This is a genomic window from Pseudolabrys sp. FHR47, assembly GCF_005153485.1.
Taxonomy (GTDB): domain Bacteria; phylum Pseudomonadota; class Alphaproteobacteria; order Rhizobiales; family Xanthobacteraceae; genus Pseudolabrys.
Genome location: NZ_CP039740.1, coordinates 2,578,791 through 2,600,692 on the forward strand (window position 1 = coordinate 2,578,791; position 21,902 = coordinate 2,600,692).

The window sequence follows — 21,902 nt, forward strand, 5'->3', positions numbered from 1 at the left end:
TCGCCTGGAAAGCTCCTAAACTGCCGCCACCGCCTCGGCGCGCTTGCGCATCACCAGCCACACGAGGAGCGCGCCGGCAACCGCGACCAGCGGGAATACCAGCTCATTCAGCGTCGCCCAGCCGAACAAAGCCAGGAACTGGCCCGACGAGAACGATGTCACGGCCATCGCGCCGAAGATGATGAAGTCGTTGAAGGCCTGCACCTTGGTGCGTTCTTCCGGCCGGTGGCATTGCGTCACCATCGTGGTGGCGCCGATGAAGGCGAAATTCCAGCCGATGCCCTGCAGAATCAGCGTCCACCAGAAATGCGCGACGCTGAGACCGGCGACCGCGACCACAGCCGACCCGGCGAGGATCAGGAGACCGAGGCCGGCAATACGCTCGACGCCGAAGCGCGCGATCAGCGAGCCGGTGAAGAAGCTCGGCGCATACATGGCGATGACATGCCACTGAATGCCGAGGGCGGCGTCTGTCACCGAGTGGCCGCAGCCGACCATGGCGAGCGGCGCCGAGGTCATGACCAGATTCATGACGCCGTAGCTGACAACGCCGCAGGCCACGGCCACGACGAAGCGCGGCATGCGCAGGATCTCGGCGAGCGGCCGCATACCGTCGACGTGATGCGCCGCGCGCCGCGGCGGCACCTTGACGAAGCCGAGCACGATGGCGGCGAGCACGGCGCAGGCCGACTGGCCGAGATAGCTCGCGGCAAAAACGTAGGGCGACAGGATATCCTTGGTGAAGATGACGAGTTGCGGCCCGATCACCGCGGCGAACACGCCGCCGGCCAGGACCCAAGACACCACCTTGGGCCGCAGACGCTCGCTCGCCGTGTCGGCGGCGGCGAAGCGGTAAGACAAATGCGCGGCGGCATAGAGCCCGCCGAAGAAGGTGCCCAGGATCAGCAGCCAGAACGAGCCCTGCATCACCGCCGTGTAGGAGACCAGCCCGGACAGCACGCCGAACAGCGAGCCCGATTGCAGCGCATTGCGCCGGCCATAGCGGCGCGCCAGCCAGCCGAGCGGCAGCGTGCCGACCCACATGCCGACCACCATGCCGGTAACCGGCAGGGTGGCCAGCCCTTTGTCTGGTGCAAGCATGGAACCGACGATCGAGGCCGTGGACACGATGACGGTGTTGTTGCCGCCGGCGAGCGCCTGCGCCACGGCGAGCACCCGGGCGTTGCGTTTGGCCAGATTGTCATCGAAGGCATGCGGAAGGGGTTCGGCGGCCGCCGACATGGGCGAGTTTCCCGGGCAAAATTTTTCCCCTCTTAGCGGGCGACGCAGAATGCCGCTACTCCGAAAGTCGCAAGGCTGGGTTGTTTTCCTCCTCTACCGGAGTAAGGGGCCCTCGGCCTGTGGCCGCCCGTTACCGCATTTGGAACAACTCCTGATGAAATCGCTGCGTCACCGGCAATCCGTGCGCCGCAAAATCCCGGCGCAGCGCCGCGCCGAAGCCTGGCGGACCGCAAAACCAGATACTCGCGTCACGCCACTCCGGCACTTCGGCGCGGATACGATCGGCAGTGAGCAAGCCGTGGCGGAGGTCGTGGAGGACATGCAAGCGAACATTCGCCGCTCTGGCATCGGCCTCCAGCTTGGCGATAGCCTCCTCGCTGTAATCGGTGGTGGTGTGAAATAGATCGATCGCTTGCGGCTGCGATCGACCGGGCTCTTCATTGCTCCGCAACGCAATCTGCTTCATGCGGGCGATGAAAGGCGTGATGCCGATTCCGCCGCCGACCCATATCTGGCGCGGGCAATCATCGTCGAACGTAAAGCAGCCGTAAGGTCCTTCGATGGTCGCCTTCTGACCGATCCGCAGCCTCTCCTTTAGAGTCCGGGTGTGATCACCCAGCTCCTTGGCAATAAAGGTGAGCCGGCGCTCGGCGTCGTGCCATGCCGAGGCGATGGTGTACGGGTGCGCCCCTTCCGCTTCGGACGAGGTGACGAAAGCAAACTGCCCGGCTCTGTGCCCCGGCCAGCCGTGGGGAATCTCGATCTCGCCTTCCAGCACACGCAGCGTCGGATAATAGATGAGTTTGGAGATCGTGCCTTCGACCTGACGACCGGCGCCGACCCGCCGCAGCAGCACGATGACGGCGGCGGCCGTGCCGCAAGCCAGCAGCAATAACAGCGCGACGCCCAAGGGCGTAAGCCAGTAGCTGAACTTCGTCAGCACCACCGTGTGGAACACCAACACCAGATACGACACGGCCAGCCAGCGGTGCGTCTTGTAAAACAGCCGGTAGGGAAAGCGCTGGATCAACGCCAAAGCGATGAGCACCACGGCGGCGTAGAAGGCCCATTCCCCAAGCCCCTCTGCGGCGCCGCGCAATGTCATGAAGAATTGTTCGATCGGATTTTCCAGAACCGGTCTTGCTCCGCGGGCCGGGCGCTCGAGCCAGCCGAGGCCGACTGCCCATTTGGGGCCTTGCGTCCATAACCAGTGGACCACCGCGAACACCAGCCCGCCAATGCCGAGCCATTTGTGCAGGCGATACATTTTGTCGAGACCGCCGAGCCACCGCTCCGGCCGGCGCGGCCGCACTGCCAGGATCATCGCGACGCTCATGCAACCGATGGCGATGACACCTGTGTACTGCGTCATCGCATCGCGAAGCGCGAAGAATCCGGCCAGCGAAAATGCGCTGGGATCCGCCGCCGCCCAGAGCACACTCAGGAGCACAAGCGTGCCCCAGAAGACGAGCTTGATGTTCCGCATTGAAGTCCAGTGACTCGGTGAGCGGGCCGTGCCCGCTTTTGATCATGATGGCGCAAACGGAAATCAAGCGGTTGACTCAGATCAACGGGACTGTCGCGATCCCCTTCTGGCCGTGCCCCGGGTGCCGTCAGAACGCGATGCGGGTCGGGTGCAGAACCTTGGCGGCGCGGGCCTCGGCCGGCGACTGGGCGCCGATCTGCCCGAGCGAGGCGCGCAACTCGTTGATGTAGAGATCGATGAGCTGGCCAGGCCCCTCCTCGCCGAGCGCGGCGATCGCCCACAGGAACGACTTGCCGGCGAAGGCGGCATTGGCGCCGAGGGCCAGCGCGCGCATCACGTCCTGGCCGGAGCGGATGCCGCTGTCGAACAGGATCGTTGCCTTGTTCCCGACCACGGACGCAATAGACGGCAGCACATCGATGGTCGGCGCCAGCGCTTCGATCTGGCGGCCGCCATGGTTCGACACCCAGATGCCGTCGATGCCGAGCGCCAGCGCCTTCTCGGCGTCTTCAGGGTGCATGATGCCCTTGAGCGCGATCGGTCCCTTCCAGGCGTCGCGGTAGCGCGCGATCTCGTCCCATAGAAAGGCGCCGCCCATTGCGCTGCGGGCGAAGCGGATGATGTCGTTGGTGCGCGTCTTGCCGCCGGCATATTGCTGCATGCTGGCGAAACGCGGATAGCCGTTGCGCAGCAGGGCCATCAGCCAGCGCGGCCGCACCAGCATCTCGGCGATCATGCGCGCATTGGGGCGGAACTCGTTGCCGAGCCCGGCATAGGTTTCGCGCGAGCGCACGGTCCGCACCGGCGTATCGACGGTGAGCGTCAGCACCTTGATGCCGGCCGCTTGCGCGCGGCGGACGAGATCGAAGCCCATGCGGTGATCGTCGCGGGCGAAGCGATAGATCTGGAACCAGATGACGTCGGGCGCGGCCTCCGCGGCCTCTTCGACGGTGGCGCCGCCGACCACGCTGAGCACATAAGGCACGCGCGCCGCCTGCGCCGCCTTGGCCATGATGAGATCGGCGCCGGGCCAGACGATCGACGGCCCGCCCATCGGCGCGATGCCGACCGGCGCTGAATACTTCGTGCCGAAAAGTTCGACGCCAACCGGCGGCGACACCGCGGTGACGCCGTAGCGCGGCACAATCTTGACGCCATCAAGCGAGGCCCAGTTGTGCGCAATACCGACATCGTCGCCGGCGCCGGTGTCACCATATTCGAAAGCGAAGCGCGGTACGCGGCGCGGCGCCTTTTTGCGGAAGAAGAGCGAAGTCGGAAATTCGCGCAGATGCTTCTGGAAGTTCGCGGTCTGGCCCGCCGGCATGAAAGACTGCCGGAGTTTGTCTTCGTCCATCGTTTCCTCTTGATTTTTTGTCTTGTGTTGTTTGCGGACGGTCAGAAATGACTGAACGAGGTACGGCTGAAGTGCAGCGGCTGGCCGTTGGGGCTGCGGAATATCGCGCCCTCGCCGTCGGCGATGGTGCCGATATCGGCGATGGCGGTGCGCGCCATCATGGCGGCAACGCGGAAGCGGTCGATATTGGCGGGCGATACCGTGCAGAGAATTTCATAATCGTCGCCGCCGGTGAGCACGGGCTCGAGCAGTGACGCGTCATGCCTGACCGCGGCTTGCGCGGCGTCGGACAAAGGCACGCGCGCGGCGTCGATTTCGGCGGCAACCTTGGAAACACGACACAGCTTGGCGAGATCGCCGGCCAGGCCGTCGGAGACGTCCATCGAGGCCGAGGCGTAATCGAGCACGGCCTGCGCCAGCGCGTTGCGCGGCCGCGGCAACAGATAGCGCGACAGCAAGTGTTCGCGCTGCTTCTCATCAAGCGGCCACTCGGCGCCCTGGCGTAGCCTGAGCCCGAGGGCGGCATCCCCGATGCTGCCGGTGACGAACACATGGTCGCCGGCCTTCGCACCCGACCGCCGCACCATGCGGCCTTCGGGCACGCTGCCAAAGGTCGCGACCGACACCATGACTGGACCCGGCGAGCGCACGGTGTCGCCGCCGAACAGCGGGCATTTGTAGGTTGCAGCGTCCTCGCGCAGGCCGGATGCGAAAGCAGAGAGCCAGTCGTCGCCAATGTCCTTTGGCAGCGCCAGCGACACGAGGAAGCCGAGCGGCTTTGCGCCTTTGGCGGCCAAGTCGGAAAGGTTCACGCGCAGCGCCTTCTGCGCCACGGCATCGGCGGGGTCCTCGGCAAAGAAATGAATGCCGCTGACGATAGCGTCGGTCTTCAGCACCATCTCGGTGCCCGGCGGCGGCTTGATGAAAGCGGCGTCGTCCGTCAGCCCGAGCGCACCGGGATCGGTGGCGATGGGACCGAAGAAGCGGGCGATGAGTTTGTCTTCGCCGGAGGGGGAGTCTGAGGACATAGGGCGCACCCTACTCCATGACGTGTCAGGCCGTGAACTCCTCGCCGCGCAGCTTGCGGGCCAGCTGATCGAGCACGGCGTTGACCATGCCGGTTTCGTCGCGCTCGACGAAGGCGGCGGCGACGTCGGCATATTCCTTGATAACGACGCGCGCCGGCACGTCGCGGCGGTGCGACAGTTCGTAGGCGCCGGCGCGCAAGGCGGCGCGGATCACCGCCTCGATGCGCTTGAGCGGCCAGCCCTGCTGCAGGGCGTCGTCGATCATCGGATCGAGAATGCGCTGCTCGCGCACCACGCCGGTGACGATATCGCGGAAGAACGCGGCCTCGGCCGGCAGATATTGCGCGCCCTCGACCTCGCGGCCGAGCCAGTGGCTCTCGAACTGCGCAAGGATGTCGTTGAGGCCCGCACCGGCGAGATCCATCTGGTAGAGCGCCTGCACGGCGGCAAGCCTTGCCGCGCCGCGCTTGTTCGCCTTCGGCGGCTCCTTGCGCGCGTCCTTGTCGCTGGTGGGCGCCATTATTTTCCGCCGAGGCTCCGTTTGAGCGCGATCATGGCCAGCGCGGCCTTGGCGGCGCCCTCGCCTTTATGGCCATGCAGACCGCCGAGACGCGCGCGCGCCTGGCCTTCGTTGTCGACGGTGAGAATGCCGTTGCCGATCGGCAGCGCGCGCGCGATCGACAGATCAGTCAGGCCGCGCGCCGATTCATTCGACACGATGTCGAAATGATAGGTCTCGCCCTGGATGACGCAGCCGAGTGCGACGACACCGTCAAACTTGCCCTTGGTCCTCGGCGCATCGAGGGCCATGGCGATGGCCGGCGAAACTTCCAGCGCGCCGGGAACCGTGACGACTTCATGGGTCGCGCCGACCTCATCGAGCACGGCCTTGGCGCCGCGCAGCAGTTCGTCGGCGATCGCATCATAGTAACGCGCTTCGACGATGAGCACGTGCGGCGGTTTCGCCTTCGCCGCCGTTTTGCCCGTGGCGGCTTTGCCACCCGTTTTGGCAGCAACTGTCTTTTTGGCCATTATCTCTCTGTCCCTGTTCGGGCGGCGTCGTAGCAAGGGCGCGAACGGCGAACAAGGGCTCTGCGCCAGTGCGCGGCGGCAAAGCGGAATCGGATCGAAAATGGCCGCGAAACGCCGCCGTTATGCGGCGCGCCGCACCGGCTCCCGGCGCTCCCGTCGGGCGGCCGCCTCAGCCTTCACGCTCCCGAGCTTGAAGATCGCGAGCGCCTCCATCAGCGTCGTCGCGCTGCCATCGAGACCGGCAGTGGCGCGCGCCGACAATTCGACCAGTTCGGCATTCTTCTGCGTCACCTCGTCCATCTGGGTGATCGCCAGATTGACCTCGCCGATGCCGGCGCTCTGTTCCATCGACGCAGCCGCGACTTCGCTCATGATCGCCGTGACGCCGTTCACCGCCTGGATGATTTCCTTCATGGTGTCGCCGGCCTGGTGCGCCAGCGTCGTGCCGGCATTGACCTTGGCGGAGGAGACCTCGATCAGTTGCTTGATCTCGCTTGCCGCCGCGGCGCTGCGCTGGGCGAGATTGCGCACCTCGGTCGCCACCACGGCAAAACCGCGGCCCGCTTCGCCCGCGCGCGCGGCCTCGACCGCGGCGTTGAGCGCCAGGAGATTGGTCTGTGACGCAATGCCGTTGATGATATCAACGATATCGTGAATCTTGGACGAGGACTCGCTGATCTCGCCGATGGTAGAGACGACCTGCTGCACCACCGTGCCGCCCTTTTCGGCGATGGCGAGCGCAGCGGCGGCGACCTCGTTGCCCTTCGTCGAGCGCTGCGCGTTCGACTGCACGGTCGAGGCAAGCTGCTCCATGCTGGCGGCGGTTTCCTCGAGCGCGGCGGCCTGCGAATCCGAGCGGCCGGACAGATCGACGTTACCTTCGACGATCTCGTGGGTTGCCTTCTGCATCGTCTCGAAATTGCGGCGCACGTCGGCGATGATGCTCCGCAGATTGATATTCATCTGGCGCAGCGCGCGCAGCAACTGGCCGGCGTCGTTGGTCAGGGTCGTTTCGATGGTGCTGGTCATGTCGCCGCCGGCCATGCACAGCGCGGCTTTCAGGGCCTGCTGCATCGGTTGGGCGACATTACGCTCGAGGTAGAGCCAGAACGACGCCGTCGCGAGCGCCACCGCGCCGGCAAATCCGGCGCCCCAGCCGCTGAGACCGGCGCGCGCCAGGTCGTCGGAGGACCAGGCCGTCCAGCCGAACGCTGCGAGCGCAACCAGAATGAGCGACAGCGTCACGGCGATACGGCCGCGCAGCGACAGATGCATGGCCCGGGCGACAGCACCAATGAAGCCGCCGCCGAGTACCTGGCCCTGACGCAGTTTCAACGGCATGCCCGCCGCCACCTGCCGATAGAGCGCATCGGCGGCCGCCACCTGCTCGCGGCTCGGCTTGGTGCGCACGGAGACATAACCGACCGGCTTGCCGTTCTCGACCACCGGCGTGACATTGGCGAAGACCCAGTAGTAGTCGCCGTTCTTGCAGCGATTCTTGACGATACCGGTCCACGGCTTGCCAGTTTTGATGGTCGCCCACAGATCGGCGAAGGCGCCCGCCGGCATGTCGGGATGGCGCAGGATGTTGTGCGGTGCGCCGATCAGTTCTTCCTTGGTGTAACCGCTGACCTCGACGAAATACGGGTTGGCGTAGGTGATCCGGCCCTGAAGATCGGTCGTCGACACGATGGTCCGGCCGTCACGCAACGCATGCTCGGTCGCGGTCACAGGTGTATTGAGGCGCATAAGGACTTTTCCCGACAGAATCGCGATGGTCGACTTCGAAAGTACGCCGAACCGCGCTTGATTCCGAACAAGCTACGTATAGTCCGTTATGAATGGGTTACTGGTTACCGTTCTCGATTACAGCGCGCGCCGTCTACAATCGAGGCCGGCGCGGTAAAAACCCGCAGCCGATGCGTCAGCGCGTCTCGATCAGCCGCGCCGCATAGCGCGCCATGGTGTCGACCTCGAGATTGACGTCATCGCCCTGGCGGAGACCGCCGAAGGTCGTCACCGTCAGTGTGTGCGGGATGATCAGAACGGTAAAATCGTCTCCGCTGACCTGGTTCACGGTCAGCGACACACCGTCGAGCGCGACCGAGCCTTTCGGCGCGATGAAGCGCGCCAATACCGGCGGCGCGCGCAGCGTGAAGCGTGCCATGTCGGTCATGTCGTCGCGGGCGATGACCTTGGCGAGGCCATCGACATGGCCGGCGACCAGATGGCCGCCAAGTTCGTCGCCGATCTTCAGCGGCCGTTCGAGGTTGATGCGGCTGCCGTGACGCCAGCGGCCGACCGAGGTGATGGCGAGCGTCTCTGCCGCGGCATCGGCAGCGAACCAGGTACGGCCATCCTCCTCGCCGGTATCGACCACGGTGAGGCAAACGCCATTGCAGGCGACCGAGGCGCCCTCGACAAGTTCTTCGCGCGGGTAGCGCGTGTAAATTGTCAGCCGCGACAGGTTGTTGGCCTTCGCATCGACGGAGCGGATTTCGCCAAGGTCAGTGACGATACCGGTGAACATCAGGCTGCCTCTTGTCCCGCCCGCACATAATGCTCGAGCGTATCGGCGCCAAGCGGCTCGGTGCCGTCGAGCTTGAGTTTGCCGGTCAATCTGTCGAGCGGCATGCCTTCGAGCGGGCCGATACCGTCACCGATCTCCTTCGGCCCTTTCAGCAGCACGAATTCATCGACCAGATCGGCGGCGACGAACGAGGCCGCTACCGTCGGGCCGCCCTCCACCATCAGCCGCGTGATACCCTCACCGCCCAGCACCTTCATGACCTCATCGAGATCGAGCCGGCCTTGCGTATCGTCGACGCGGAATACCTTGACGCCTTTCGACACCAGAATCTCCTCGGCGACCGGCGACGCCTTGTGCGCGCAGAATACCCATGTCGGCACGTCGCGCACCGTCGAGATCACCGACACCGACAGCGGCACGCGCAATTGCGCATCGAGCACGACGCGCACCGGCGAGCGCTCATAGAGGCCCGGCAGGCGTGACGTGAGTTGCGGATTGTCGGCGAGCACCGTGCCGAGGCCCACCAGAATGGCGTCATGCTGGGCGCGGATGTTGAAGACACGATCGCGCGCCTCGTCGCCGGTGATGAAGACCTGCTTGCGGCCGGCCAGACCAGCTTTGCCGTCGGCCGAGACCGCGAGCTTGAGCGTCACATGAGGCTTACCGGACGTGATGCGCGCGATGTGGCCGGCATGGGCGCGGCGCGCTTCATCGGCGCACAGGCCGACATCGACGGCAATGCCATTCTCGCGCAGGCGGGCATGGCCCTGCCCGGCGACTTCCGGGTTCGGATCCTCGAGCGCGGAGACGACACGCGCGACGCCAGCCTTGATAATGGCGTCGGCGCAAGGGGGCGACTTGCCTTCGTGCGAGCACGGCTCGAGCGTGACATAGGCCGTCGCGCCCTTGGCGGCGCGCTTGGCGCGGCGCAAGGCTTCGACCTCGGCATGCGGGCGGCCGCCGGCCTGCGTCCAGCCGCGGCCGACAATGACGCCATCCTTGACGATGACGCAGCCGACCGCCGGGTTCGGCCAGGCATTGCCGAGGCCGCGCCGGCCAAGCGAGAGCGCCAGGCGCATGAAACGTTCGTCATCGGCGGCCGCGGACGGCGCCGCCTGGGTGGCTTCGGCTTCGCTCATTTACGGACCGGAACCTCGTCGTCTTCGCCGCGCAATTCATCGAGCGCGGCGCGGAAATCCTTGGCCTCGCGGAAATTGCGATAGACCGAGGCAAAGCGCACATAGGCGACGTCGTCGATCTCGCGAAGATGCTGCATCACCGCTTCGCCGATCGTCTCCGACGTCACTTCGTTCTCGCCCATGCTTTCAAGTTCGCGCACGATCTTCGAGACCATCTGTTCGATGCGCTCCGGCTCGACCGCCCGCTTGCGCAAGGCAACCTGCACCGAGCGCATCAGCTTGTCGCGATCGAAGGGCACGCGGCGCCCGTTGCGCTTGATCACGGTGAGTTCGCGCAGTTGCACGCGCTCGAAGGTGGTGAAGCGGAAATTGCAGGACAGACAAACGCGGCGGCGGCGGATCACGGCCGAGTCTTCGGTCGGACGAGAATCCTTCACCTGCGTATCGAGGCTACCGCAGCTTGGGCAACGCATGGTTTAGCCACTCCTCCCTGTCTGTTATGGCCGGGCATAGCCCGTCGAAGACGGGCGTAAACGCCCTTTTGCCCCGGCCATCCCGCTTAGATGGGCACTGCGCCCCTAAGCGGGATCACCGGGTCACGCGCCTTCGGCGCGGCCCGGTGATGACGGTCTTCACTGATAGATCGGAAACTTGTCGAGCAGCGTCTTCACCTTGCCGCGTACCTTTTCCTCGACCAGCGAGTCTTCGGTCACGCCCTTCTGCGCCAGCACGTCCAGCACCTCGACGATCATCTCGCCGACCTGTTTGAACTCGGCGGTACCGAAGCCGCGCGTGGTGCCGGCCGGGGTGCCAAGACGAATGCCCGAGGTCACCATCGGCTTTTCGGGATCGAACGGGATGCCGTTCTTGTTGCAGGTAATGTGGGCGCGGCCGAGCGCGGTCTCCGCGACCTTGCCGGTCTGGCGCTTGGGGCGCAGATCGACCAGCATCAGATGGTTATCGGTGCCGCCCGAGACAATATCGAGGCCGCTGGCTTTCAGCGTCTCGGCGAGCGCCCGCGCATTGGCGACGATGTTCTTGGCGTAGGTCTTGAACTCTGGCTGCAGCGCCTCGCCGAAGGCGACCGCCTTCGCCGCGATGACATGCATCAGCGGTCCGCCCTGCAGGCCGGGGAACACCGCCGAGTTCATCTTCTTGGCGATGGCTTCGTCGTTGCACAGGATCATGCCGCCGCGCGGACCACGCAGCGACTTGTGCGTCGTCGTGGTGACGACATGAGCATGTGGGATTGGCGAGGGATGTTCGCCGCCGGCAACGAGACCAGCAAAATGCGCCATGTCGACCATGAGATAGGCGCCGACTTCATCGGCGATCTCGCGGAAGCGCTTGAAGTCCCAGACGCGGCTATAGGCGGTGGCGCCAGCGAGGATGAGCTTCGGCTTCGTTTCACGCGCGATCTTGGCCACCTCGTCCATATCGATGAGCTGGTCCTCGCGGCGCACGCCATAAGGCACCGGCTTGAACCACTTGCCCGACATGTTGACGGGCGAGCCATGGGTGAGATGGCCGCCGGCATTGAGATCGAGGCCCATGAAGGTATCGCCCGGCTGCAGCAGCGCGAGAAACACGGCCTGGTTCATCTGCGAGCCGGAGTTCGGCTGGACGTTGGCGAAGTTGCAGCCGAACAGCTTCTTGGCGCGCTCGATGGCGAGCGTCTCGGCAACGTCGACGAACTGGCAGCCGCCGTAGTAGCGGCGACCCGGATAACCTTCGGCATATTTGTTGGTCAGCACCGAACCCTGCGCTTCCAGCACGGCGCGGGAAACGATGTTCTCCGAGGCGATCAGCTCGATCTCGTCGCGCTGGCGACCGAGCTCCTTGCCGATCACGTCGAAGATTTCCGGGTCGACATCCTTGAGGGGGCGGAAAAGAACTGCTGTGTCGTTGCCGACATACCTTTAGGTCTCCGGGCGCCCGATGAGAGAATCGGCGCCGTTTTCGTGGGGATTTCCGGGGGTTCCGGTTCGCATCTGCGAATAGCATATCGGCCCCGACCCGCCAAGCGATGGCACGGGCGCCGGATCACAGGCGCAAGATGTAGGGAAATCTCAGGGAATTCCGCCCTCGCGACGCTCGCGGGCGATGCGCGCCTTCAGCTTGGCCAGCGCCAGCTTTTTGAGGTCCGTCAGGGACGCGCTGGCCGGTCCGACCACCGCCACCTCGATCGCGGTCGCGGCGTCGACGGCCGCCACCTTAGCGCTACCGCCGATGACGGTGATCTCGAAATAGACTTCGGATTCGCGCCGGGATTCGTTTGCCATCGCCGCTGCACTATAGCCGACTCGCCTCGGCCGCCGATGTGAAGTATGGGGACGCCAAATATAGGGACACGATGACCAACGCCGAACTGCTCGCCATGGCGCGGGAGAACCTCAACCGCATCGCCGCTGCGCCCGTGCCCGCCGATGCGCTGCGCCAGGTGATCGAGGCGCACGACCTCGTCTTCGCGCTTTATCCCGAACAATCGGCGCAGGGTTCGAAACAAGGTTTCGACACCTATCTGATCAAGGGCAAGCCGCTGGTCGTCGGCGCCTCCGACGAAGACCTGGCGAAACGTTCGACCACCGCCGTTCCCTGCTCCGGCCTCGAAGAAGCGATGGCGCTGGAACGCGCTTTTGGCGACAACCGGCCGGGCAAGCACTAGACCATGATCCATCTGGATAGAATCTGATCATGGTCTAGTTTTTTGTTTGAGCATGATCTTTTCCGAAAACCGGTTTCCACCCCCGATCAAGTCGGGGGCAGGCTTTTTCGGGATCATGCTCTAAGGCGACGGCGGGAACGGCGTCTGCACCGAGCTGAAGGGCTTGAGCTGCGCCGAAACCTCGCCGCTAAGGCCGGCATCATAGGCCGGCACCGCCAGGATCTCCTTGGAGGTGGGGCTGAGCTTGCTGAAGTCCACCCAGAATACGTTCGGGCTGTTCACCGGCATGATATAATAAATTTTGTCCGTAAGGTTCGCGACCGTGCCCCAACGCGTCGGCCACGAGTCGACCGATCCGCCGCCTGAGGTGTCGACGGCCCCGAACGGTACGGCAACACTGCGGAGAATCCCGGCGAGACGGCCAACCCCCTCGGAGGCGTCCGACGGTTGTGGCAAGGTCTTCAGATAGGATGCGGCGCGGACAAAGCGGCTCATCGGGTCAATGTCGCCGGGCATCGACAGATCGCCGCCGAACATCTTGTAGCGCTTGAGATTGGCGAGCTGCTCATCGAGCGTCGGCTCATTGGTCATCACGGTAACGTCCTTGCCGTGATGTATCACGGCCCGTCCCTTGACGAACTCGATGACGGCGCCATCGCCCGACGCATCCGCGAGCGCGAGATGCAGCGGCCATTCGCGCCCGAACGCCTGTTCCGACACGATGCGGACCTGCTTCAGCGCCTCGACGGCGTCTGCGACCGTGGCGAAATTATCGAGCACGAACTGCACCCACTGACGATTGGAGACGCCTGGCCGATGGTCAGCCGGCTCGTATTCGGTGCCGTGCAAATAAAGCAGATGCGCGCTGAGCCCGGCCTCGTTCATGCCGTCGCTGGCGGCGGTGTCAAACGCAGTCAGTACGGCGCTTGCATATTTCGAAGTCCACGTCGCTGCGTTGGGGCCCGCGACCCCACGACGGGCAATGCCGCGCGGCAGATACACCAGGCGCGGCTTTTCATCGACGTAGAGGTCCATGGTACGCGCCGCCAGCGCCGCGCGACCATTGGTGTTCCACAGGATGAAGCTGCACGCCTGCGCCATATGCCCGCTATCGAGCAATGTGGCGGCGGCAATGATGACGCCGAATACGATGAGGGTGACCGTCTTTACCACCAGCGCCTCCGCGGATCATTCCACCGTGAATGACCCGCATGTCGCGCTGCCAAAACGGAAGGCGCATTGATCCACGTCAAGCGCTTACGGATCGGGCATGGCGGCTACACGGCGGTATTGTTTATCGCGACCGGCGCGGCTGCATCAACCAGCGGCGGATGGGTGACGATGGACTTCAGCGATGGCTGCGGTTTGGCGGCCAGCGCCGCGATATCAGGTTCAGGACGTGCCAGTTTCGTATCGTCGGCGAAGGCACGCTCAATAGCGGCGGCCGCCGACAACAATTCAGCGTCGCCGCGCAAGCGGCCGATCATCTGCAGGCCGAACGGCATGTCGTGCTCGTCGCGGCCGCAGGGCAGCGACAAAGCCGGATGCGTGGACAAGGTCACGCCGTAACACAGGCTCAGCCAGCGATAGTAGTTGGCCATCGCCTGGCCATCCACCTCCTTGGCGTACAACTCCGTCCATGGGAACGGCGACACCGGCGTCACCGGCGCGACGATGAGATCGTATTGCTCGAAGGCGTCGGCAAATTGCGCTGCGATCCGTGTCTGCGCCAGATGCGCTTCGGCGCGATCCATCAGCGTGAACGCGGCAGCGAGCTCGACATTGGCCCGCACATTCGGGCCGAGCGTCTCCGGCGCGGTGCGGAAGGTCTCGGCAAAGGCGGCGACGAAGCTTTCGGCGCGAATGACGTCAAAGGCCCGATCGGCTTGCGACATGTCCAGCGCGATCGGTTCGCACAGCTTCACATGCCGCGCCAGCGCCTCGACCCGCGTGCGAAACACGCGGCGCACTTCGGCGCTCACCGCGCAGAAACCAAAATCCTCGGTGTAGCCGACACGCAATTGCGCCGGATCGGATGGCGTCAGCGGCCAGAACTCATTGGCTGCCGCCGGATAGGACAAGGCGTCGTGCCGGTTGAGCCCGACGCAGCTTGCCATGAGGAAGACCGTGTCCTCCACGGTCCGGCCCATCGGCCCGAGCACCGAAATCGCCGACCAGCCGAGCGGCCGGCTGGCATTGGCGACAAGGCCCGGCGACGGCCGCAAACCGACGACGCCGCACAGCGCCGCCGGGATCCGCAGCGAGCCGCCGGTGTCAGAACCCGTACAGATCGGCAGCATGCCGGTGGCGAGCGCCGCGGCCGAACCGCCCGACGAGCCGCCGGCATTGAGCGCCGGGTTGAACGGATTGCCGGTCGCGCCCCAGACCGGGTTTCGCGTGTTCGCGCCCGCGCCCATGTCCGGCACGTTGGTCTTGGCGGTGACGATGGCGCCGGCCGCCCGCAGCGCCGCGACCAGACTGTTGTCCGTGCGCGGAACGTTGCCGCGCAGCGCGATGTTGCCGCAGGTCGTCAGCAAGCCGGCGGTGTCCTGCAAGTCCTTCACGCCGAGCGGCAGACCATGCAGCGGCGGCAGCGCTTCGCCGCGCATGACGCGCGCCTCGGCTTCCACCGCCGCATCGCGGGCGCGCTCGAAATCGGTGGCGGCGATGGCGTTGACGGCGAGATTGACCGCCTCGATGCGGGCGATACACGCATCCATCAGTTCCACCGGCGAAAGCTGCCGCGCGCCGATGAGCGCGCGCATCCGCACCGCACTGAGGTCGAGGATATCCCGGTGTGTGACGTTGCCCGGCACGCGCGTCACTCTATTGGGCCGTCATATTGGCGCGCTGCATGATCGCCCGGATCGTCTGCAACTCGCTTTTGACCCGCGTCTCGTAGGCGCTCGGCGGCTGGAAGCGAACGACGAGCCCGGCCCGCTCCAGATCGGCCTTCATCGCCGGCTTGGCGATGGCATCGGCCATCGCCTTCACCAGCACCGCACGCACCGGCTCCGGCAGGCCGCGCGGCGCGACGACGCTGATCCAGGCCGTCAGGTCGAAGCCAGGAAAGCCGGATTCGGCGAGGGTCGGCACGCCCGGCAAGGTGTCGATGCGATAGGTCGAAGTCAGGGCCAGCGCCTTGATGGTCCCGGACTCCACCTGCGGCACGCTGGCAACATTCGTGTCGAACGAAAGCTGCACCTGCCCGCCGATCAGATCCTTCATCGCCGGCGCGCTGCCGCTATAGGGCACATGCACCATGTCGAGCCCGGCCGCCGCCTTGAACATCTCGCCGGCGAAATGGGACGTGGTGCCGAAGCCGAACGACGCCAGGTTCAGCTTGCCCGGCTCACGCTTGGCCATCGCGATCAGTTCTCTCACCGAGCTGACCGGAAACTTCGCATTGGCCACCAGCACCAGCGGGCTTTCGCCCAGGATGCCCAGCGATTCAAAACTGGCCAGCGGATCGTACGGCAGATTCAACTTGAGCGCCGGATTGAGCGTGTAGGTCGTATTGCCCGAGACCAGCAAAGTGTAGCCATCCGGCTTGGCGCGGGCGACGAGCCCGGCGCCGATCGCCGTGCCCCCGCCACCCTTGTTCTCCACCACCCATGTGCTGCCAGGCACTTGCTCGGTGAGATGACGCGCAATAATTCGCCCGAGCGTGTCGGCTGCGCCACCTGCCGGGTATGGCACTACGAGCACGATCGGTCGATCGGGGTAGTCGGCTGCGGCCGGCCCGCATAGCGCCACCGCGAACAGACAGGCCGCAAGCCAGCGGCACAGCGCCGCCGGCGAAAGCTGAAACGTCTTCATGCTGTTCTCCTTCGACCAGGCCGTTTCGCCGTGGCCGGTTTGTTGGTCTTCTTGATCGGTTGGCGGCAGCGCCACGCGATGACCGCCGCCAGTTCCGCGAGTTGAGCCGCGCAGGATTGCGGCGCCGGTCCGAACAGGCGGACAACGCCGATGCCGCGCAGGCTCGACAACACGAGATCGATGAAGGCTTCGAGACGAGGCGCGCCAGCGAGTTCGGGGAAGGTCCGGATGAAATGGTTATGCAACGTCACGCGCAGCCGCGCCCTCATGGCGACGACGCGCTTGAGCGTCTCGGGATCGCCGGCGCTGCCGAAATAAATGCCCCAGGCGACGAGGAAACGCGGCGGCTCGTAGGAGTAGGCCCACAAGGCCTGCACGAAGCCGGACGCACGCCGCGACAGGCTGTCGGTCGGTTTGGGCCAGGCGCTGCGTCCGTCGCGCTCGGGGATCGACCCGATCGCGCGCTCCAGGAGATGCATCATGAGCTCGGCCTTGGAGCCGAAGTGATGCTGCAAGGCGCCCGGGGTCACACCCGCGGCTTTGGCAACCTCGAACATCGAGGCGGCGCGGAAGCTGTTGGCGCGCATGACCTTTATGCCTGCGTCGAGAATCTGCGCCCGCGTGGCGGCGCTGCGTTCGGCATGGCTGAGGGGCTGGCTGCGGCGCGCCCCGACGGAGGTCATTTGCATGACAGCCACAATACACATTACATGCGTATTGCAATATAGGGTATTATTCTTATCGCGTAGAAGACTCCCGCGGCGGCTCGCGCGCTTATTGATGGCGGCAGCGCAAACGCCGTCCTCTCCAGGCAGGCGGAACGACTCTCACCCACGGACAACGGAACGACCGGCACGCACGACAAAAGCCCCAGCCAGGGGAGGTTTTCCCGGCCGGGGCAAGTCGTCACGCCAGAAGAGGCAAAGACTGAAGACTTCAGAGACTTCGAAGGCTTACAAACTTGAAGGCTTGAACTTGAAGGCTTGCAGAGTCAGAAGGCTTACAGGCGATAGAGGATCTGGTCGGTCCAGAAACGCTCGAGCCGGTGCAGCGACTTGTTCAGCGTCGCGAACTCCTCGGAGTTGATGCCGCCCACCTGCTCCACGGTGCGAATGTGCTTCTGATAAAGCGCATCGACGATGTCGCGCACTTCCTGGCCCTTCGCGGTCAGCTTGATGCGGACCGAACGGCGATCGACGCGCGAGCGCTGGTGATCGAGGAACTCCATCTCCACAAGCTTCTTCAGATTGTAGGAGACGTTGGAGCCGAGATAATAACCGCGCGTGCGCAGCTCACCGGCGGTCAATTCCTTGTCGCCGATATTGTAGAGCAGCAGCGCCTGCACCGAGTTGATGTCGGAGCGACCGCGGCGGTCGAATTCGTCCTTGATGACGTCGAGCAAACGGCGATGCAGCCGCTCGACCAAGGTAAGCGCCTCCTGATACAGAGGACGGATGGTGTCGAACCGCGCTTCGCGTTCGGCGGGTTCGACCGTCTTCACTACGGCTTTCATGTCTAACGCCCCTTCGTTTTTATAACGCCGGCCGTTTTTTGTGGCCGAGGTGACGAGGCCCTGTTTTCCTCGTCCCTTACATGCGTCAACCTATTCGGGGCCTTCTAAAATCGGCTTAAATAACAGCATAAACGTTAGGTTTATTTGCGAGGGTGAATCCTTGGTTCATGGATTCAAGTCGAACGATCGCAGCAAGGAGTTGTTCACCCTCTCCTCTGCTCCGTCATCCGGCACGACGAGAAGCGCCTGTGCCGGAATTCGGGCGCGATAACGCCGAAATCCACGCTAACCGCGGATGAAACGCACGATAGCCGAGAAGTCGCGGCCCGCCTCGCCGCTGTCGGCATAGGCTGAATAAAGCCTTTCCGCCTCGGCGCCCATTTCGGCATTGGCGCCAACCGCGCGCGCCGCTTCCTGCGCCAGCCGCAAATCCTTCAGCATCATCGCTACGGTAAATCCCGGTTCATAATTGCGGTTGGCCGGTGACGTCGGAACCGGTCCCGGAACGGGACAGTAGGTGGTCAGTGCCCAGCACTGTCCCGACGACTTCGAGGAGATGTCGAACAGCTTCTGGTGATCGAGGCCAAGTTTCTCGGCCATGACGAAAGCCTCCGACACCGCGATCATAGAAATGCCGAGGATCATGTTGTTGCAGATCTTCGCCGCCTGGCCGTTCCCTGCCCCGCCGGCATGGACGATGGTCTTGCCCATCTTCTGCAGGATCGGCTCGGCGCGCTGGAAGGCCTGCGCGCTGCCGCCGACCATGAAGGTGAGCGTGCCGGCGGTGGCGCCGCCGACGCCGCCGGAGACCGGCGCATCGACCATGAACAGGCCCTTGGCCTCGGCAGCGGAAGCGACGGCGCGCGCCGTATCGACGTCGATGGTCGAGCAGTCGATCAGCAGCGTGCCGGGATTGGCAGTGGCGACGATACCGTTCGCGCCCAGATAGACATCGCGCACGTGCTGGCCGGCGGGCAGCATGGTGATGACGGCATCGGCGCGCGCCGCGGCGACATGCGCGAATTCGACCGGCGTGCCGCCGGCCTCTTTCAGTTTGGCAACCGAGGCCGGATTGACATCGACGCCTTCGACCTGATGGCCGGCCTTGATGAGATTGACCGCCATCGGCAGGCCCATATTGCCGAGCCCGATGAATGCAATGCGCGCCATGTCTAACTCTCCCCTCTTCTCTTGTTTTCTCGTTATATCGCGATGCCGTCGCCTGTCTCGTCACACCGGCTGCTCGCGCGCCGACTTCAGCGCCAGATAAAGATAGATGCCGAGCATGCCGCCTTCAAACAGGATGGTGAAGAAACCGCGGCCGAAGACCTGCGGAAAGAACAGCTGCACCGCGATCATCGAGGCGACCGCGGTCAGCCAGATCACCGCGCCCCAGGCGGCCGCCAGCCACAGCCCGACCGCGGCGACGAGATCGATGACGGCGAAGAAGACTGTGGCGGTCTGCCAGGCAATCGAATGGTTGGCGTAGAGATCGTCATCGCCAACGCCGACGCCGCAGATATTGGCCCAGTGATAGAGGCCCTTGAGCATCGATATCCCTGCCATGATGCGCAAGAACAGCACAAGCCGGCGCGTCCAGCGCCCGACGCCGGGTTCGCCCTCCTGCTCGTGGACCGGCTCGAGATCGCGCAAGTCCGCGTAAGGGTCGGCGTAAGGATCGGCGACCGCCCCATCTAGGGCAGGATCAGCTCGCCGCCATCCGAGGAGGCGAAGTAAGCCTCGATAGCCTCGGTCGTCACTTCGCTCAAAGTCTGAGGATTCCATGTCGGCTTGTTGTCCTTGTCGACGATGACGGCGCGGACGCCTTCGTAGAAATCGTGGGCCTTCACGACGCGCGAGACGATGCGCATCTCGGCCCGCATGCAAGTCTCGAAATCGTGGATGGCGCCGAAGCGCACCTGCGCCAGCGCCAGCTTGAGACTGGTCGGCGATTTGGCGCGGATGGTCGCCGCGGTCTTGCCGGCCCATTCGGCATCGGCGCTGTTTGTGGCCGCTTCATGATCGAGCCGCTCCAGGATAACTTCGACATCGTGGCCGTGGAAAATATGATCGATCAGATGGCGCCGCGCGCCAATCGGCCCCTCCCCGGCCGGCTCGGCGAATGCGGCGAGCACGGCATCGACCGATACCGTGCCGGTCAGACCGTCGAGCAGGTCGGGAAAGCGCGCCGAGGAAATGCGATGCGTCGCGAGCCCGGCATAGAGCGCGTCGGCGATACCGAACCGATCGCCGGTCAGCGCGCAATAAGCGCCGAGTTCGCCCGGCATGCGCGGCAGAAACCAGGTGGCGCCCACATCGGGAAAGAAGCCGATGCCCACTTCCGGCATGGCGAAGGAATATCTGTCGCCGGCGACGCGGTGCGAGCCGTGCACCGACACGCCGACGCCGCCGCCCATGACGATGCCGTCGATCAGCGCCACATAGGGTTTGCGGTAGTTCTTGATGACGACGTTAAGCGGATACTCGTCGCGCCAGAATTGCAGCTGCTCGTCGAAGCGCTTTTCCTTGCCGAGATCGTAGAGATGGCGGATGTCGCCGCCGGCAGAGAAGGCCTTGTCGCCCGCGGCCATGATGACGACGCGCGTCACCGCCGGATCGTCCGCCCAGTCGTCGAGCTGCGCGCGCATGGCATTGACCATGCCATGCGTGACGGCATTGAGCGCCTTCGGCCGGTTGAGCGTGATCAGCCCGGCGGCACCACGGCGTTCGAACAGGATTTCGGCTGCTTCGTCTATCGACACCGCTTAATTTCCCAACATATTCCGCGACACGATCACGCGCATGACTTCGTTGGTGCCTTCGAGAATCTGGTGGACGCGCACGTCGCGCAGCACGCGTTCGATCGGATGGTCGTTGAGATAGCCGTAACCGCCGTGCAATTGCAGACAGCCATTGACCACCTCGAAGCCGGTATCGGTGGCGAAGCGTTTGGCCTTGGCGGCGAGTTGCGTCGCCGCCGGCTCCTTCTCGCCGACGGCGACGGCGGCACGATGTAGTAATAAACGTGCGGCTTCGATCTCGGTGGCATAGTCGGCAATGCGGAATTGCAGTGCCTGGAAGTCGGCAAGCCGGGTGCCGAATTGCTTGCGCTCCTTCATGTACTCCACGGTGCGGTCGAGGCAGAACTGCGCGCCGCCGATCGAACAGGCGCCGATATTGAGGCGGCCGCCGTCGAGCCCGGCCATGGCGATGCGGAAGCCCTCGCCTTCCTTGCCGATCAGGTTCGATACCGGCACGCGGCAGTTCTCGAACATGACCATGGAGGTCGGCTGCGATTTCCAGCCGAGCTTCTTCTCCTGTGCGCCGAAGGTGAGCCCCGGCGTGCCCTTCTCTACGGCGATGCAGGAGATACCGCGCGGCCCGCCCTCGCCGGTGCGCGCCATCACGAGATAGAGATCCGAGATCCCGCCGCCGGAGATGAAGGCCTTGGCGCCGTCGAGCACGTAATGGTCGCCGTCGCGCCGTGCCTTGGTGGTGAGGCTGGCGGCGTCGGACCCCGAGCCGGGCTCGGTCAGGCAGTAGCTGCCGAAGTGCTCCATCGAACACAGCTTCGGCAGGAAGCGCTGGCGCGCCGCATCCGAGCCATAAGTGTCGATCATCCACGCCACCATGTTGTGAATGGAGATGTAAGCCGCAGTGGAAGTACAGCCTTGCGCCAGTTCCTCGAAGATCAGCGCCGCGTCGAGCCGGGTCAGGCCGGAACCGCCGACGTCGTCGCGGACATAGATGCCGGCAAAGCCCAGCGCCGCCGCCTCGCGCAATGTCTCGACCGGGAAAATCGAGCCAGCGTCCCAATCGCGCGCATGGGGCATCATCGCGTCGCGGGCGAACTGCCGCGCGGTGGCCTGAAAAGCCTGTTGTTCTTCGGTGAGGGAAAAATCCATCGGCCCGGTCGCCTCCCTGCCGGATTGCTAGCAGGCAGAACGCCGGCCACCAAGGCCCCCTGTTGAGGCCGTCAGGAGGGCGACACCACGCTGGCGATTGCCCGCCCGTCCGGGTCAAGGCGGCTGCCCTGCATGGCTGAGAGCTCTCTCCGGGTGGCGGTCGCGGCGCGAAGCGGCTATGAGAGAGCC

Annotated in this window: 21 protein-coding genes and 1 pseudogene; 1 reads left to right on the forward strand and 21 read right to left on the reverse strand. The window is 64.7% G+C overall.

Annotated elements, in window-relative coordinates:
* Positions 1–15 precede the first annotated feature (15 nt).
* The 12 genes and pseudogenes from E8Q40_RS12695 to E8Q40_RS12750 all read right to left on the reverse strand — a co-directional run bounded on the left by E8Q40_RS12695 (position 16) and on the right by E8Q40_RS12750 (position 12,093).
* Positions 16–1,242 carry an MFS transporter gene (locus tag E8Q40_RS12695; protein ID WP_137044904.1) on the reverse strand — a complete coding sequence of 409 codons (1,227 nt, stop codon included), beginning with the start codon at positions 1,240–1,242 and terminating at the stop codon, positions 16–18.
* 130 nt (positions 1,243–1,372) lie between these two features.
* Entirely contained in the window at positions 1,373–2,728 is a 1,356-nt protein-coding gene (locus E8Q40_RS12700; RefSeq protein ID WP_137044905.1) for a ferric reductase-like transmembrane domain-containing protein, read from the reverse strand.
* A gap of 127 nt (positions 2,729–2,855) precedes the next feature.
* On the reverse strand, positions 2,856–4,082 hold the full coding sequence (locus E8Q40_RS12705; protein WP_137044906.1) for an alpha-hydroxy acid oxidase: 1,227 nt from the start codon (positions 4,080–4,082) through the stop codon (positions 2,856–2,858).
* Positions 4,083–4,123: 41 nt separating this feature from the next.
* On the reverse strand, positions 4,124–5,110 hold the full coding sequence (gene thiL, locus E8Q40_RS12710) for a thiamine-phosphate kinase (protein ID WP_137044907.1): 987 nt from the start codon (positions 5,108–5,110) through the stop codon (positions 4,124–4,126).
* A 25-nt stretch (positions 5,111–5,135) separates the two neighbouring features.
* Positions 5,136–5,630: a transcription antitermination factor NusB gene (gene nusB, locus E8Q40_RS12715; protein WP_137044908.1), complete on the reverse strand. Its 495-nt coding sequence runs from the start codon at positions 5,628–5,630 to the stop codon at positions 5,136–5,138.
* Positions 5,630–6,142: a 6,7-dimethyl-8-ribityllumazine synthase gene (gene ribH, locus E8Q40_RS12720; protein WP_137044909.1), complete on the reverse strand. Its 513-nt coding sequence runs from the start codon at positions 6,140–6,142 to the stop codon at positions 5,630–5,632. Before ribH ends, nusB begins: the two co-directional genes overlap by 1 nt.
* 120 nt (positions 6,143–6,262) lie before the next feature.
* On the reverse strand, positions 6,263–7,891 hold the full coding sequence (locus E8Q40_RS12725) for a PAS domain-containing methyl-accepting chemotaxis protein (RefSeq protein WP_137044910.1): 1,629 nt from the start codon (positions 7,889–7,891) through the stop codon (positions 6,263–6,265).
* Between the two features lie 175 nt (positions 7,892–8,066).
* Complete coding sequence (locus E8Q40_RS12730) at positions 8,067–8,672, reverse strand: riboflavin synthase (protein ID WP_137044911.1); 606 nt, start codon at positions 8,670–8,672, stop codon at positions 8,067–8,069.
* Entirely contained in the window at positions 8,672–9,811 is a 1,140-nt protein-coding gene (gene ribD / locus E8Q40_RS12735) for a bifunctional diaminohydroxyphosphoribosylaminopyrimidine deaminase/5-amino-6-(5-phosphoribosylamino)uracil reductase RibD (RefSeq protein WP_137044912.1), read from the reverse strand. Before ribD ends, E8Q40_RS12730 begins: the two co-directional genes overlap by 1 nt.
* A complete protein-coding gene (gene nrdR / locus E8Q40_RS12740; RefSeq protein WP_137044913.1) occupies positions 9,808–10,284 on the reverse strand; it encodes a transcriptional regulator NrdR in 477 nt (158 codons plus the stop codon). Before nrdR ends, ribD begins: the two co-directional genes overlap by 4 nt.
* A 159-nt stretch (positions 10,285–10,443) precedes the next feature.
* A pseudogene (glyA, locus tag E8Q40_RS12745) lies at positions 10,444–11,691 on the reverse strand (serine hydroxymethyltransferase); the annotation flags it as partial.
* Positions 11,692–11,880: 189 nt separating this feature from the next.
* Complete coding sequence (locus tag E8Q40_RS12750) at positions 11,881–12,093, reverse strand: hypothetical protein (RefSeq protein ID WP_205995509.1); 213 nt, start codon at positions 12,091–12,093, stop codon at positions 11,881–11,883.
* 71 nt (positions 12,094–12,164) lie between these two features.
* Here E8Q40_RS12750 and E8Q40_RS12755 point away from each other — a divergent pair, with 71 nt between their 5' ends.
* Positions 12,165–12,476: a hypothetical protein gene (locus tag E8Q40_RS12755; protein ID WP_137044915.1), complete on the forward strand. Its 312-nt coding sequence runs from the start codon at positions 12,165–12,167 to the stop codon at positions 12,474–12,476.
* Between the two features lie 120 nt (positions 12,477–12,596).
* On the opposite strand, the gene E8Q40_RS12760 is transcribed toward E8Q40_RS12755, so the two are convergent.
* The 9 genes from E8Q40_RS12760 to E8Q40_RS12800 form a co-directional block, all read right to left on the reverse strand.
* Entirely contained in the window at positions 12,597–13,649 is a 1,053-nt protein-coding gene (locus E8Q40_RS12760; protein ID WP_137044916.1) for a linear amide C-N hydrolase, read from the reverse strand.
* A 104-nt stretch (positions 13,650–13,753) separates the two neighbouring features.
* Entirely contained in the window at positions 13,754–15,292 is a 1,539-nt protein-coding gene (locus E8Q40_RS12765; RefSeq protein ID WP_370455185.1) for an amidase, read from the reverse strand.
* A gap of 10 nt (positions 15,293–15,302) precedes the next feature.
* Positions 15,303–16,295 carry a tripartite tricarboxylate transporter substrate binding protein gene (locus E8Q40_RS12770; protein WP_137044917.1) on the reverse strand — a complete coding sequence of 331 codons (993 nt, stop codon included), beginning with the start codon at positions 16,293–16,295 and terminating at the stop codon, positions 15,303–15,305.
* Positions 16,292–16,978 (reverse strand): TetR/AcrR family transcriptional regulator, encoded by a 687-nt coding sequence (locus tag E8Q40_RS12775; protein WP_168197827.1) that lies wholly within the window; start codon positions 16,976–16,978, stop codon positions 16,292–16,294. The genes E8Q40_RS12770 and E8Q40_RS12775 overlap by 4 nt, the downstream gene beginning before the upstream one ends.
* Positions 16,979–17,295: 317 nt before the next feature.
* Entirely contained in the window at positions 17,296–17,808 is a 513-nt protein-coding gene (gene ldtR, locus E8Q40_RS12780; RefSeq protein WP_137044919.1) for a transcriptional regulator LdtR, read from the reverse strand.
* A gap of 285 nt (positions 17,809–18,093) precedes the next feature.
* A complete protein-coding gene (gene mmsB, locus E8Q40_RS12785) occupies positions 18,094–18,978 on the reverse strand; it encodes a 3-hydroxyisobutyrate dehydrogenase (protein WP_137044920.1) in 885 nt (294 codons plus the stop codon).
* Between the two features lie 60 nt (positions 18,979–19,038).
* Entirely contained in the window at positions 19,039–19,461 is a 423-nt protein-coding gene (locus E8Q40_RS12790; protein WP_137044921.1) for a DUF6163 family protein, read from the reverse strand.
* 41 nt (positions 19,462–19,502) lie between these two features.
* A complete protein-coding gene (locus E8Q40_RS12795; protein ID WP_246662825.1) occupies positions 19,503–20,570 on the reverse strand; it encodes an enoyl-CoA hydratase/isomerase family protein in 1,068 nt (355 codons plus the stop codon).
* A gap of 3 nt (positions 20,571–20,573) precedes the next feature.
* Positions 20,574–21,713 (reverse strand): acyl-CoA dehydrogenase family protein, encoded by a 1,140-nt coding sequence (locus E8Q40_RS12800; RefSeq protein ID WP_137044922.1) that lies wholly within the window; start codon positions 21,711–21,713, stop codon positions 20,574–20,576.
* Between the last annotated feature and the right edge of the window lie 189 nt (positions 21,714–21,902).